The organism is Pseudoroseicyclus sp. H15, assembly GCF_054353345.1.
The window spans coordinates 115,939-128,455 of the sequence record NZ_JBTHJE010000007.1; the positions used below are offsets into that span (position 1 = coordinate 115,939).

A 12,517-nucleotide genomic window follows, 5' to 3' on the forward strand; every position below is an offset into this window, starting at 1 on the left:
GAACTCCTCCGCTTTGCCGGAAGACTATGGCGCGCCCGCCGGCAGAGGCAAGCAGGCGGCGGGATCTCAGAGCAGGGCGCGCAGCAGGCCCAAGCCGGCGAGCCCCATCAACAGCCAGATCGCGAAGCGGCGGAAGGAGGCGGGGGAGGTGCCATGAAAGCGGCGCGACCCCACCCAGAGGCCGAGAGCCATGAAGGGCAGGAACAGGGCGGTGGCGGCCAGATGCTCCAGCGTCAGCCGCCCGGCGCGCATGTAGAAGGGCAGTGACCAGAGGTCGAGCAGGGTGAAATAGGCGATGAGCGTGGCGCGGAACTGCGCCGCCGCGATGGGCTGCGCCGCGAAGAAGGCCGCCACCGGTAGCCCGCCGAGCGCCGCTCCGTTGGCCATGCCAGAGGCGAAGCCCGCACCGGCATGGGCCGCGTCGCCGGCGGGCCGGCGCAGCTGCACCCCGGCGAGGAGCAGGCCGCACATCGCCAGGATGATCAGCGAGATCGCCGCCCGCCCCGCATCGACGCCAAGGCCCGACAGGGCCCAGACGCCAAGCGGCACGCCCGGCAGCGCGCCCGCCAGCATCGCCGCGATGCGCCGCCAGGCGATGCTGTGCCAGATGCCAGCGATCTGGCCGAGCGTCATCGCCATGTCGGAGAGGACGGCGACGGTGGCGAAGAGAAACGGGTCGCTCACCAGCCCGGCGCCCGAGACGAGCAGCGCCGCGAAGCCGAAGCCCGAATAGCCGCGCACGAAGGCCGCCCCGAAGGCGACGAAGGCGATCCAGATCACCGAGAGAAGGGAGAGCTCGAAGGGCATGGCCCTTGGTGGCCGAGCCCGCTGCCGGCGTCCAGCGTTGCCGGATCAGTCGTTGCCGGTTTCGTCCTTCGCGCCCGGGGGCGGGCTGAAAAAGGCATCGAGCGAGGCGCTGCCCCGGCTCACCGGCCCGGTCTTGACCGGCTCGGCCGCCCGCCAGCCCGGCGGCGGCGTGTAGAGGGCGTCGTAATTGATGAACCGTTTGGCGGGCTTGTCGTCACTCATGCCCCGCAATCTATCACGCGTGCCCCCGCCGGCCACCGGACAAATCCGCCGCCCTGTCTTTGCTCAGACAAAATCCTCGGGGGGGGGCCGAAGGCGGGGGGCAGACAGCCCCCCTCCGAATTCTCAGCCCGCGCCGTCCCTCAGGCCAGCGCGCGCGTCAGCCCGGCATCCACCGCCGCGACGATCCGGTCGATATCGTCGCGCGTCGCGATCAGCGCCGGGGCGAACAGCAGCACGTTATTGTAGCCGGGGACGGAGCGGTTGGCGGCACCGATCATCACGTCTTCCGCCAGCGCCTCGGCCAGCGCCTTCATCACCAGCTTCTCGGCCAAGGGCTTGCGGGTCTCGCGGCTTTCCACCAGCTCGATGCCGGCGAAGAGGCCGAGGCCGCGCACCTCGCCGATGGCCTCGTGCTTGGCCTCCAGCCCGCGGAAGCCCTCCAGCAGATATTCCCCCATCGCGGCGGAATTCTCGCAAAGGCCCTCTTCCTCGATGATCTTGATGTTCTCCAGAGCCGCGACGGGGCCAGAGGCGCAGCCGCCGAAGGTGGAGATGTCGCGGAAGTGGCCGAGCGGGTCTTCGGCATCCTTGAAGGCGTCGAACACCGCTTCCGTCGTCACGCAGCAGGAGATAGCGGCGTAGCCCGAGGCGACGCCTTTCGCCATGGTCACCATGTCGGGCTCGATGCCGAACTGCTGGTAGCCGAACCACGTGCCGGTGCGGCCGAGCCCGCACACCACCTCATCGATATGAAGGAGGATGTCGTACTTGCGGCAGATCTCCTGCACCTTCTCCCAGTAGCCGGTGGGCGGCACGATGCAGCCGCCGCCGGCCGTCACCGGCTCGAGGCAGAGCGCGCCGATCTCGTCCGGCCCTTCGCGGAGGATCACCTGCTCGATCGCTTCGGCTGCCTTCACCCCGTAGTCCGGCCCCGCCAGCTCCGGCTGGGCCTGGTATTCCAGGCAATGCGGTACCTCGATGAAGCCGGGCGCGAAGGGCCCGAAGCGGGCGTTGCGCTCCTGCTGGCCGCCGGCGGAGAGGGCGCCGATGGTGGTGCCGTGGTAATCGCGGTCGCGGTAGAGGATCTTGCCCTTCTTGCCGCGATGGTGCTTGGCGCTGATCGCCCGCACCATCTTGAAGGCCTTCTCGTTCGCCTCGCTGCCGGAGTTCGCGTAATAGACGCGGGAGAGCCCCGGCATTTTGCTGATCAGCCGCTCGGCGAATTGGGCGCCGGGAATGCTGCCGGAGGCACCGGCGAAATAGCACATCTTCACCAGCTGCTCGCGCACGGCATCGGCGATGCGCTCGCGCCCGTAGCCGACGTTCACCGTCCACACCCCGCCGGAGACGGCGTCGAGATACTCGCGGCCGTTGATATCCCAGACCCGAAGGCCCTTGCCTTCGACGATGATGCGCGGATCGACCGTCTCGAAGGCCTTGTGCTGGATGAGGTGATGCCACACATGGGCCTTGTCGGCCTCGATCACGCCTTGCGGGTCGTTGGCTCGCAGATCGTCCATGGCTCGCTCCTTCTGGCAGGCTCCTGCCCAGAAATGGCAGATCGCCCGGGCCTCTGCATCCGTTTTGTTGCGGGCGCCCTGCGCCCGGCGCGCAGCTCCTGCGGGAGCGCCCGCAAAGGAGGCTATGAATGGCTCACGAGATCACCCTGCCGGATGACGCGACGCGCCCGAAGGCGCCGAAGCTGGAGAACGTCACCCCGGCGCAGAAGCAGCCGGGCCAGCACCTGAAGATGATCCACGATCATCAGCGGCGGAACATGGAAGTGCTGCGCCAGGTGGTGCAAGCGGCCCGCGATGGAAAGCTGCCGAAGGGCGGGGCCGAGGCCGCGCTCAACAAGGTCGGCTGGGTCAACAACCTGCGCCGCTTCGGCTCGCTCTGCGGCCAGCACTGCCAGATCGTGCACATGCACCATTCCATCGAGGATGCGCATATGTTCCCGGCCCTGTCGCAGAAGGCGAAGGGCTTCCGCGAGGTCGTGCGCCGGCTGGAGGAGGAGCATCAGGCAGTGCATCACCTGCTCGTGCAGCTGATCGACGAGCTCAACGCGCTGAACGCGAATCCTTCGGAAGAGAAGTTCGAGCAGGCGGTGAAGACCAACGCGCGGCTGGAGAAATTCCTGCGCTCGCACCTGCGCTACGAAGAAGATTCCATCGGCGACGCGCTGGGCGTCTTCAGCATCCAGGTGTGACCGGCCGGCGCCTCGCGCGCCGATCCATCGCTCCGCCCCTTCGGGCTTTGCCCCCGCCCGGCCCGCGGGCTGGCGCTCTGGCTGGGCTGGGTGCTGAGCCGCGAGCGGGGAGGGACGTGGCGGGCATAAACCGCTACAGCGGAGCGGTGGGGCGCCCCCCCGGCCCGGCGCTCTCCTTGTGCCTTCGGTCCGGCGGCCCGATAGCCCGTGGCCTTCCCCTCCCGCCCCCCGCCCACTACGCTCCGGCCATCGCCCTGCTGGAGGCCCCATGCTCGCCCGTCTGCTCCTCTGCTTTGCCCTCCTCCTGCCCGCCCTTGGCGCCGCGCAGGAGCTTGCCCCCACCGGCCCCATCGCGGCCGAGAGTGATGGCACCAGCGATGCCGCCATCGCCACGCGCATCCGCCAGATCCTGGCCGACCTTGGCGGCTACGAGGATGTCACCGTCTCCGTCTCCAGCGGCATCGTCACCTTCGCCGGCACCACGGATTCGCTGACCGAGGCCGAGGCGCTCAGTGCCCTTGCCGCGCGGGTGGAGGGCGTGGTGGCCGTGCGCAACGATGCCGCCGAGACCGCCGATCTCGGCCGCAAGCTCAGCCCGGCGCTGGAGCGCTTTCAGGCCCGCATGTGGCAGGTCTATACGGCGCTGCCGCTCCTGCTGATCGCCATCCTCGTCTTTGCAGTGATCCTCGGCATCGGCGCCGGCCTTTCACGCCTGAAGCAGCCCTGGGAGCGGCTGGCCCCCAATGCCTTCATCGCCGATCTCTACCGCCAGGCGGTGATGGTGCTCTTCATCGTCATCGCCACGGTGCTGGCGCTCGACGTGGCCGATGCCTCCGCCCTGCTGGGCACCATCCTCGGCGCCGCCGGCATCGTCGGCCTCGCCGTCGGTTTCGCCGTGCGCGACACGGTCGAGAATTACATCGCCTCGGTCATGCTGAGCATCCGCCAGCCCTTCCGCCCGAACGACGTGATCGAAATCAACGGCGACGAGGGCAAGGTCATCCGCCTGACGAGCCGCGCGACCATCCTGCTCAGCTTCGACGGCAACCACATCCGCATTCCCAACGCGACGGTCTTCAAAAGCCGTATCGTCAACTACACGCAGAACACCGAGCGGCGCTTCGTCTTCACGCTGAACGTCGATCCCGGGGCCGATCTGGCCGCGGTGAGCGACCTTGCCGCCCGCACGGTGCAGCAGCTGCCCTTCGTGCTGGAGACACCGGCGACGCAGAGCTGGCTGGGCGAGGTGATGCCCTCGGGCATCGAGGTGACCACGGCGGGCTGGATCAACCAGCAGCAGACCTCGATCGTAAAGGCGCGGGGCGAGGCGATGCGGCAGGTCATGCTCGCCTTCACCGCCGCCGGCATCGAGATGCCCAACGACACCTACACGCTCGATCTGGGTGGTGCGCTGGATGGCGCCACCTTCGACGCCCGCCCGCCGCAGAGGCCGGCGGAGCCGAAACCGGCCCCCAGCACCGGGGCCGGCAGAATCGCCGGGGTCGCCGCCGACCAGGAAGACGAGCTCGACCGCATCGTCGAGGAAGAGCGCGGGCGTGAGGAATCGGAAGATCTGCTCAGCCACGACGCCCAGCACGAATGACGGGCCAAGGGGCAATTTCGGGCCTTGCACCCCAAAGTCGGTTTGCGTACATAGCGCCTCGCTGCTGGGGAGTGGCGCAATGGTAGCGCGCCGGTTTTTGGTACCGTAGGTTGCAGGTTCGAGTCCTGCCTCCCCAGCCAGCCTTCCAGCGCTCGCTGAACGATATGCACCGCGGGCCCGCCAAGGCCGCTGCGGCGCGCTTCCCTGTCCGCTTGATCTGACCCGCCCCTTGTGGCTCAGTCCCGCCCGGAGGGATGGATGAGCCGCATTCTGATCATCACCTATGGCTCGCGCGGCGATGTCGAGCCCTATGTGGCGCTCGGTCTGGGGCTCAGCCAAGCCGGGCATGACGTGGCATTGGCGACCGCCGGGCGCTTCGCCGACTGGGTCAAGTGCTTCGGCCTGACCTTCCATCCCATCGACGACGCCTCGCTCGATCAGATCGACTCCCCCGCCGGCATGGCGATGTTCGAGGGCACGGGTGGGCTTCTCGTCCGGCTGCGCGCTGCGGCCGCGCTCTCGCGCGGGGCCGGGGCGATGAACGCCGCCATGATGCAGGATGCGCTGACGGCGGCCGAGGCGGTGCAGCCTGAGGCCATCATCTACCACCCCAAGGGCATGGCGGGTGCTCATATCGCCGAGGCGCGGGGCATTCCGGCCTTTCTCGTCACCCTGCAGCCGCTGATCGTGCCCACCGGCGATTTCGGCGCCAGCCTCAACGTGGCGCCCTGGCCGGTGCTGAACCGGATGAGCTACGCGCTGGTCGGCCTCTCCTATGCCACCTTCGGGCGGGCGGTGAACCGCTTCCGCGCTCAGCTCGGCCTGCCCCGGCAGCGCGGCGGCGCCTCGGTGCTGCGGCCGCCGGGGGCGGGGCCGATCGACGTGATCCACCCCATCAGCCCGGCGGTGTTGCCGCGCCCGGCGGATTGGCCGGAGACGGCGCGGCAGACAGGCTATTGGCGGCTGAAGGACGAGCCGGGCTACGCGCCGCCGGCTGAGGTGGCCGAGTTCCTGGAGGCGGGCCCGCCGCCTGTCTTTGTCGGTTTCGGCTCGATGCCCAGCCGCGCCCCGGCGGCGCTGGGCCGACTCATCGTGGCGGCGCTGCGCAAGGCCGGCAAGCGCGGCGTCATCGCGCCCGGCTGGGCGGCGCTGCAGGTGGAGGAGGCGGAGGATATGCTCGCCTTGCCGCCCATGCCCTATGGGTGGCTCTTCCCACGTGTCGCCGCTGCCGTGCATCACGGCGGAGCGGGCACCACGGCCACGGCCTTTCATGCCGGGGTGCCGCAGGCCATCGTGCCCTTCTTCGGCGATCAGCCCTTCTGGGCCGCGCGCACACAGGCGCTGGGTGTCGGCGCCAGGCCCGTGCCTCGCCGGCGCCTGACGGTGGAGAGCCTGGCCGCTGCGATCGCCGAGGCGGACGACCCCGCCAAACGCGAGCGCGCCGCCAAATTGGCGGCGCGGCTGCAATCCGAGGATGGTGTGGCGGAAGCCGTGGCTCTCATCGAGGCTCGGCTCCCGCGAGGCTGACCCGCAAGGGGCAGACGAGCTTGCCCTCAGGCGTGGATCGCGCCGTCGCCGCAGGCCAGCGCCGCTTCGCGCACGGCTTCCGAGAAGGTCGGGTGCGCGTGGCAGGTGCGGGCCACGTCTTCCGCCGCCGCGCCGAATTCCATCGCAACGCAGATCTCGTGGATCAGATCGCCTGCGCCCGGCCCGATCAGATGGCAGCCGAGGATGCGATCCGTCTCCTTGTCGGCTAGCAGCTTCACGAAGCCCTCGGCGGCGAACACCGCCTTGGCGCGCGCGTTGCCCATGAAGGGGAACTTGCCCACCTTGTAGGCGCGGCCCTCGTCCTTAAGCTGCTCTTCGGTCTTGCCCACGGCGGCAACCTCCGGATGCGTGTAGACCACGCTCGGGATCACGCCGTAATTCACATGCCCGGCCTGCCCGGCGAGGATTTCGGCCAGCGCCATGCCCTCATCCTCGGCCTTGTGGGCCAGCATCGGGCCCTCGCGCACGTCGCCGATGGCGTAGATGCCGTCGACGCTGGTCTTGAAATGCTCGTCCGTCGCGACCTGGCCGCGCTCGGTGAGCTTCACGCCCAGATCGTCGAGTCCCAGCCCGTCGTAATAGGGCCGGCGCCCGGTCGAGAGCAGCACGACATCGGCCTCGATGGTCGCCTCGCTGTCGTCCTTGCGGCTCTTGTAGGTCAGCGTCACGCCGTCCTTGCCGGTTTCGGCGCTCTGCACGGCGGCGCCGAGGTGGAAGGTCAGCCCCTGCTTGGTGAGCAGCTTCTGGAAGTTGCGGGCGATCTCGGAATCGAGGCCGGGGGTGATGTGGTCGAGGAATTCGATCACCGTCACCTCGCTGCCAAGACGGGCGTAGACGCTGCCCAGCTCCAGCCCGATCACGCCGGCGCCGATGACAGCGAGCCGCTTGGGGATCTCTTTCAGCTCCAGCGCGCCGGTCGAGGTGACGATGGTCTCTTCATCGACCTCGACGCCTTTCAGCGGCGCCGGCTCGCTGCCGGTGGCGATGACGATGTGCTTGGCCTCGTGAACCTCGTCGCCCACCTTGACCTTGCCGGCCTCGGGGATCGAGCCATAGCCTTTCAGCCAGTCGATCTTGTTCTTCTTGAAGAGGAATTCCACGCCGCCGGTGTTCTGGCTGATGGTCTTGTCCTTGTAGGCCATCATCTTGGTGAAATCGACTTTGGTCTCGTTCTCCAGCCCCATCTCGGCGAAGTTCGCCTCGGCCTCATGCAGCATGTGGCTGGCGTGCAGAAGCGCCTTCGAGGGGATGCAGCCGACGTTCAGGCAGGTGCCGCCCAGCGTCTCGCGGCCTTCGACCACGGCAGTCTTGAGGCCGAGCTGCGCGCAGCGGATGGCCATGACATAGCCGCCCGGGCCGGCCCCGATGATGATGACGTCATAGGCGGACATATGAGTTCCTCCGGTTGGGTGAGGGGGCGCTCACAGGAGCGCCACTAGAACGAGGGCGAGCGTCGCGAAGAGGCCGATGGCCCAGACGACGCTCCGCCACGGGTTGAGATCGAGGGCGTAGATAGGGATGTAGGCGAGCCGCGCGGCGAGGAAAATCCAGCCGAGGATCGCCGTCAGCCCCATGCCGCTGTCGGAGAGCACGACAAGCACGGTGGCCGCCGTGAAGAGCGTGAGCGCCTGAAAGCTGTTGGTCAGCGCCCGATTGAGCCTGTTGGTCATGGCCCCGGGCTTCGGCGCCTTTTCATCGTCGCGGCTGCCGGTGGCGCCGACCCGCCCCACATCGCGCCAGCCGACCCAGACAAGGGCCAGCCAGTTCAGCGCCACGATAAAGCAGGCGAGGGCGAGGTTGACGAGGTCGGGGGTCATGGGCTTGGCATTCCGGCGCGAAGGAGAGGTGCGTGCAAGCACGCACCCTACGCAGGATGCGTGCTTGCACGCAGCGTGCTCACAGATCCATCAGCAGGCGGCGCGGGTCTTCCAGCGCTTCTTTGACGCGCACGAGGAAGGTCACGGCGCCCTTGCCGTCGACGATGCGGTGATCGTAGCTGAGCGCGAGATACATCATCGGGCGGGCGACGATCTGGCCGTTCACGACCATCGGCCGCTCCTGGATCTTGTGCATGCCGAGGATGCCCGATTGCGGCGGGTTGAGGATCGGCGAGGACATCAGCGAGCCGTAGACGCCGCCGTTCGAGATGGTGAACGAGCCGCCCTGCATGTCGGCCATCGAGAGCTTGCCGTCGCGCGCCTTCACGCCCAGCTCGCCGATCTCTTTCTCGATCTCGGCGAAGCCCTTCTGGTCGGCATCACGCACGATCGGCACGACGAGGCCGTTCGGTGTGCCGACGGCGACGCCCATGTGCACGTAGTTCTTGTAGACGACGTCGGTGCCGTCGATCTCGGCATTGACGTCGGGCACCTCTTTCAGCGCGTGGCAGCAAGCCTTCACGAAGAAGGACATGAAGCCAAGCTTCACGCCGTGCTTCTTCTGGAAGAGGTCCTTGTACTCGCTGCGCAGGTCCATGATCGCGCCCATGTCCACCTCGTTATAGGTGGTCAGCATCGCGGCGGTGTTCTGCGCCTCTTTCAGGCGGCGGGCGATGGTCTGGCGCAGGCGCGTCATCTTCACCCGCTCTTCGCGGCTCGCATCGTCGGCCGAAACCGGGGCGCGCGGCGCCGGCTTGGGCGCGTCGGCGGCGGCGGGCTTGTTGAGGGCGTTCAGCACGTCTTCCTTCATGATGCGCCCGTCCTTGCCGGAGCCGGAGACGTCGTCTTTCGAAAGACCCTTCTCCTCCATCAGCTTCTTGGCCGAGGGGGCATCTTCAGTGTCGGTGCGGTCGGCCTTCGGCGCGTCGCTCTCGCCGCTGCGCTCTTCCTCTTTCGGCTGCTTCTCGGCGGCCTCGGAAGCCTTGGGCTCGTCGTCTTTCTTGGCGGCGGGCTTGGCGTCGCCTTCCTCGATCTTGGCGAGGAGCGCATCAACGCCCACGGTCTCGCCTTCGGCAGCGACGATCTCGCCCAGCGTGCCGGCGGCGGGGGAGGGGACCTCGACCGTCACCTTGTCGGTTTCCAGTTCGCAGAGCATCTCGTCGGCGGCGACGGTATCGCCCGGCTTCTTGAACCAGGTGGCGACGGTGGCTTCGGAAACGCTCTCGCCCAGGGTGGGTACGCGGACTTCAGTGCTCATGGTCTTAACCTTCCAATCCGAGCGCGTCGTTCACGAGCGCCTGTTGTTGTGCTTTGTGCTGGCTGGCGAGGCCGGTCGCCGGCGAGGCGGCGGCGGCACGTCCCACGTAACGCGGCCGGCTCTGTTCGGCGCCGATGCGGGTCAGCACCCATTCGATATTGGGCTCGATGAAGTTCCAGGCGCCCTGGTTCTTGGGCTCTTCCTGGCACCAGATCATCTCGGCGCCCTTGAAACGCTCCAGCTCTTTCACCGCCGAGATGGCGGGGAAGGGATAGAACTGCTCGAAGCGCAGCAGATAGACATCGTCGAGCCCGGCTTCGTCGCGCGCTTCGAGCAGGTCGTAATAGACCTTGCCGGAGCACATCACGACGCGGCGGATCTTCTCGTCGGGCTGCAGCTTTGTGTCCGAATGGCCCTTCTCGGCATCGTCCCAGAGGACGCGGTGGAAGGACGAGCCAGTGGTGAAGTCGGGCGCATCGCTGATCGCCATCTTGTGGCGCAGCAGCGACTTCGGCGTCATCAGGATCAAGGGCTTGCGGAAAGTGCGGTGCAGCTGCCGGCGCAGGATGTGGAAGTAGTTCGCCGGCGTGGTGCAGTTCGCCACGATCCAGTTGTCGCCGCCGCACATGGTGAGGAAGCGTTCAAGACGGGCAGAGGAGTGCTCCGGCCCTTGCCCCTCGTAGCCATGCGGCAGCAGGCAGACGAGGCCCGACATGCGCAGCCACTTGGATTCGCCCGACGAGATGAACTGGTCGAACATGATCTGCGCGCCATTGGCGAAATCGCCGAACTGCGCCTCCCAGAGCGTCAGCGCGTTGGGCTCGGCCAGCGAGTAGCCGTATTCGAAGCCCAGCACTGCGTATTCCGAGAGCATCGAGTCGATGGCCTCGTAGCGGGCCTGGCCCTCGCGGATGTTGTTGAGCGGGAAGTAGCGATCTTCGCCCTTCTGGTCGATGAAGGCCGAGTGCCGCTGGCTGAACGTGCCGCGGATGGAATCCTGCCCCGACAGGCGCACCGGGTAGCCCTCGAGCACCAGCGAGCCGAAGGCCAAAGCCTCTGCAGTCGCCCAGTCGAAGCCCTCGCCGGTTTCGAACATCTTGCTCTTGGCCTCGAGCAGGCGGCTGACCGTACGGTGCAGGTGCCAGTCGTCGGGCGCGCGGGTCAGCGAGCGGCCGATATCGGCCATCGTCTCTTCGGCGATGGCGGTGGTGCCGCGCTGGTATTGCTCTTCGTTCTCGCGGTCGAGATGGCTCCACCGCCCGTCCAGCCAGTCGGCCTTGTTGGGCTTGTAGGTCTTGCCGGCCTCGAACTCGTCGGACAGCTTCGACTGGAAGCTCGCCTTCATGTCCTCGATCTCGCCCTCGGGGATGAGGCCATCCTTCACGAGGCGGTCGGTGTAGAGCGTGAGCGTCGTCTTGTGGGTCTTGATGCGCTGATACATCACCGGGTTGGTGAACATCGGCTCATCGCCCTCGTTATGGCCGAAGCGCCGGTAGCAGAAGATGTCGATCACGACATCCTTGTGGAACTTCTGCCGGAACTCGGTCGCCACCTTGGCGGCGTGGACCACGGCCTCGGGGTCGTCGCCGTTGACGTGGAAGATCGGCGCCTCGACCATCAGCGCGATGTCGGTCGGGTAGGGGGACGACCGGCTGAAATGCGGCGCCGTGGTGAAGCCGATCTGGTTGTTCACGACGATATGGATCGTGCCGCCCGTGCGGTGCCCCTTCAGGCCCGAGAGGCCGAAGCATTCCGCCACAACGCCCTGGCCGGCGAAGGCCGCGTCGCCATGCAGCAGCACGGAGAGGACCTGGCTGCGATCCTCGTCCTTCAGCTGGTCCTGCTTGGCGCGGACCTTGCCGAGCACGACGGGATTCACCGCCTCTAGGTGGCTCGGGTTGGCGGTGAGCGACAGGTGCACCTTGTTGCCGTCGAACTCACGGTCGGAGCTGGCGCCGAGGTGGTATTTCACGTCGCCCGAGCCGTCGACGTCTTCGGGCTTGAAGCTGCCGCCCTGGAACTCGTTGAAGATGGCGCGGTAGGGCTTTTGCATGACGTTGGCGAGCACGCTCAGGCGGCCGCGGTGCGGCATGCCGAACACGACCTCTTTCACGCCAAGGCTGCCGCCCCGCTTGATGATCTGCTCCATCGCGGGGATCAGGCTCTCGCCGCCATCAAGGCCGAAGCGCTTGGTGCCGGTGTATTTCACATGCAGAAACTTCTCGAAGCCCTCGGCCTCGACCAGCTTGTTGAGGATCGCCTTGCGGCCCTGCTGGGTAAAGGTGATCTCCTTGCCCAGGCCCTCGATCCGCTCCTTCAGCCAGCCGGCCTCCTCGGGGTTCGAGATGTGCATGTATTGCAGGGCGAAGGTGCCGCAATAGGTGCGACGGACGAGGGCGAGGATCTCGTTCATCGTCGCCACTTCGAGGCCGAGGACGTTGTCGATGAAGATCGGCCGGTCCATGTCGGCATCGGTGAAGCCGTAGCTCTTGGGGTCGAGCTCGTGATGCGTGGTGTCGCCGCGCATGCCCAGCGGGTCGAGATCGGCAACCAGATGGCCGCGGATCCGGTAGGCGCGGATGAGCATCAGGGCGCGGAGGCTGTCGAGCACCGCGGCGCGCACCTGCGCCTCGTCGAGCGTCACGCCCTTCTCGGTGGCCTTGTCCTTGATCTTCTTGCCCGCCGCCTCGGCCTCGACCGGCCATTGCCCGTCGAGCGCCGCCGTCAGCTCACCGCCGGCACTGGGCGGCCAGTCGGCGCGCAGCCAGCTCGGCCCCGCCGCAGCGGCGCGGGCTTCGGGCCCGGTATCGCCGAGGCTCTTGAAAAAGGCCCGCCAGCTTTCGTCGACCGCGTTGGGGTTCTCGGCGTAGCGGGCGTGAAGCTGTTCGACGTAATCGGCATTAGCGCCGTCCAGGAAGGACGAGGCGTGGAAGACGTCGTTGGGGCTCTGGTCGGTCATCGGTGGGTCTCCAGTCGGAGGAAGGGGCGGGCCG

General features: G+C 67.5%; 10 protein-coding genes and 1 tRNA gene. 4 read left to right on the top strand and 7 right to left on the bottom strand.

Translation table 11 applies throughout. The features are described 5' to 3' along the window. Positions 1-66 precede the first annotated feature (66 nt). From ACXN5S_RS17045 to ACXN5S_RS17055, 3 genes are all read right to left on the bottom strand, one after another. The gene (locus ACXN5S_RS17045; RefSeq protein WP_458606674.1) at positions 67-807 is read right to left on the bottom strand and encodes a sulfite exporter TauE/SafE family protein; all 741 of its coding nucleotides are present in this window, start codon (positions 805-807) and stop codon (positions 67-69) included. Positions 808-852: 45 nt separating this feature from the next. Beyond that, a complete protein-coding gene (locus ACXN5S_RS17050; protein ID WP_458606675.1) occupies positions 853-1,029 on the bottom strand; it encodes a hypothetical protein in 177 nt (58 codons plus the stop codon). A gap of 140 nt (positions 1,030-1,169) precedes the next feature. Beyond that, positions 1,170-2,549 carry an aminotransferase family protein gene (locus ACXN5S_RS17055; RefSeq protein ID WP_458606676.1) on the bottom strand — a complete coding sequence of 460 codons (1,380 nt, stop codon included), beginning with the start codon at positions 2,547-2,549 and terminating at the stop codon, positions 1,170-1,172. 128 nt (positions 2,550-2,677) lie between these two features. Here ACXN5S_RS17055 and ACXN5S_RS17060 point away from each other — a divergent pair, with 128 nt between their 5' ends. The 4 genes from ACXN5S_RS17060 (at position 2,678) to ACXN5S_RS17075 (ending at position 6,368) form a co-directional block, all read left to right on the top strand. Continuing rightward, the gene (locus tag ACXN5S_RS17060; protein WP_458606677.1) at positions 2,678-3,238 is read left to right on the top strand and encodes a hemerythrin domain-containing protein; all 561 of its coding nucleotides are present in this window, start codon (positions 2,678-2,680) and stop codon (positions 3,236-3,238) included. A gap of 268 nt (positions 3,239-3,506) precedes the next feature. After that, positions 3,507-4,841 (top strand): mechanosensitive ion channel family protein, encoded by a 1,335-nt coding sequence (locus ACXN5S_RS17065; protein WP_458606678.1) that lies wholly within the window; start codon positions 3,507-3,509, stop codon positions 4,839-4,841. 65 nt (positions 4,842-4,906) lie between these two features. Continuing rightward, positions 4,907-4,981, top strand: a tRNA-Gln gene (locus ACXN5S_RS17070). A 118-nt stretch (positions 4,982-5,099) separates the two neighbouring features. Beyond that, positions 5,100-6,368, top strand: coding sequence for a glycosyltransferase (locus ACXN5S_RS17075; protein ID WP_458606679.1), 1,269 nt, complete (start codon positions 5,100-5,102; stop codon positions 6,366-6,368). 26 nt (positions 6,369-6,394) lie between these two features. Here the strand turns inward: ACXN5S_RS17075 and lpdA are convergent, their stop codons facing one another. The 4 genes from lpdA to ACXN5S_RS17095 all read right to left on the bottom strand — a co-directional run bounded on the left by lpdA (position 6,395) and on the right by ACXN5S_RS17095 (position 12,483). Next, positions 6,395-7,780: a dihydrolipoyl dehydrogenase gene (lpdA, locus tag ACXN5S_RS17080; RefSeq protein WP_458606680.1), complete on the bottom strand. Its 1,386-nt coding sequence runs from the start codon at positions 7,778-7,780 to the stop codon at positions 6,395-6,397. Positions 7,781-7,810: 30 nt separating this feature from the next. Then, complete coding sequence (locus tag ACXN5S_RS17085) at positions 7,811-8,206, bottom strand: MAPEG family protein (RefSeq protein ID WP_458606681.1); 396 nt, start codon at positions 8,204-8,206, stop codon at positions 7,811-7,813. A 79-nt stretch (positions 8,207-8,285) separates the two neighbouring features. After that, positions 8,286-9,524, bottom strand: coding sequence for a 2-oxoglutarate dehydrogenase complex dihydrolipoyllysine-residue succinyltransferase (gene odhB, locus ACXN5S_RS17090; RefSeq protein ID WP_458606682.1), 1,239 nt, complete (start codon positions 9,522-9,524; stop codon positions 8,286-8,288). Positions 9,525-9,528: 4 nt separating this feature from the next. Further along, on the bottom strand, positions 9,529-12,483 hold the full coding sequence (locus ACXN5S_RS17095) for a 2-oxoglutarate dehydrogenase E1 component (protein WP_458606683.1): 2,955 nt from the start codon (positions 12,481-12,483) through the stop codon (positions 9,529-9,531). Positions 12,484-12,517: the final 34 nt, after the last annotated feature.

Bases quoted from the DNA above. Each gene is read 5' to 3' on its own strand.
- ACXN5S_RS17085 (WP_458606681.1), bottom strand. From the start codon at position 8,206: ATGACCCCCGACCTCGTCAACCTCGCCCTCGCCTGCTTTATCGTGGCG.
- ACXN5S_RS17055 (WP_458606676.1), bottom strand. From the start codon at position 2,549: ATGGACGATCTGCGAGCCAACGACCCGCAAGGCGTGATCGAGGCCGAC.
- lpdA (WP_458606680.1), bottom strand. From the start codon at position 7,780: ATGTCCGCCTATGACGTCATCATCATCGGGGCCGGCCCGGGCGGCTAT.
- ACXN5S_RS17065 (WP_458606678.1), top strand. From the start codon at position 3,507: ATGCTCGCCCGTCTGCTCCTCTGCTTTGCCCTCCTCCTGCCCGCCCTT.
- ACXN5S_RS17045 (WP_458606674.1), bottom strand. From the start codon at position 807: ATGCCCTTCGAGCTCTCCCTTCTCTCGGTGATCTGGATCGCCTTCGTC.
- ACXN5S_RS17095 (WP_458606683.1), bottom strand. From the start codon at position 12,483: ATGACCGACCAGAGCCCCAACGACGTCTTCCACGCCTCGTCCTTCCTG.
- ACXN5S_RS17060 (WP_458606677.1), top strand. From the start codon at position 2,678: ATGGCTCACGAGATCACCCTGCCGGATGACGCGACGCGCCCGAAGGCG.
- ACXN5S_RS17050 (WP_458606675.1), bottom strand. From the start codon at position 1,029: ATGAGTGACGACAAGCCCGCCAAACGGTTCATCAATTACGACGCCCTC.
- ACXN5S_RS17075 (WP_458606679.1), top strand. From the start codon at position 5,100: ATGAGCCGCATTCTGATCATCACCTATGGCTCGCGCGGCGATGTCGAG.
- odhB (WP_458606682.1), bottom strand. From the start codon at position 9,524: ATGAGCACTGAAGTCCGCGTACCCACCCTGGGCGAGAGCGTTTCCGAA.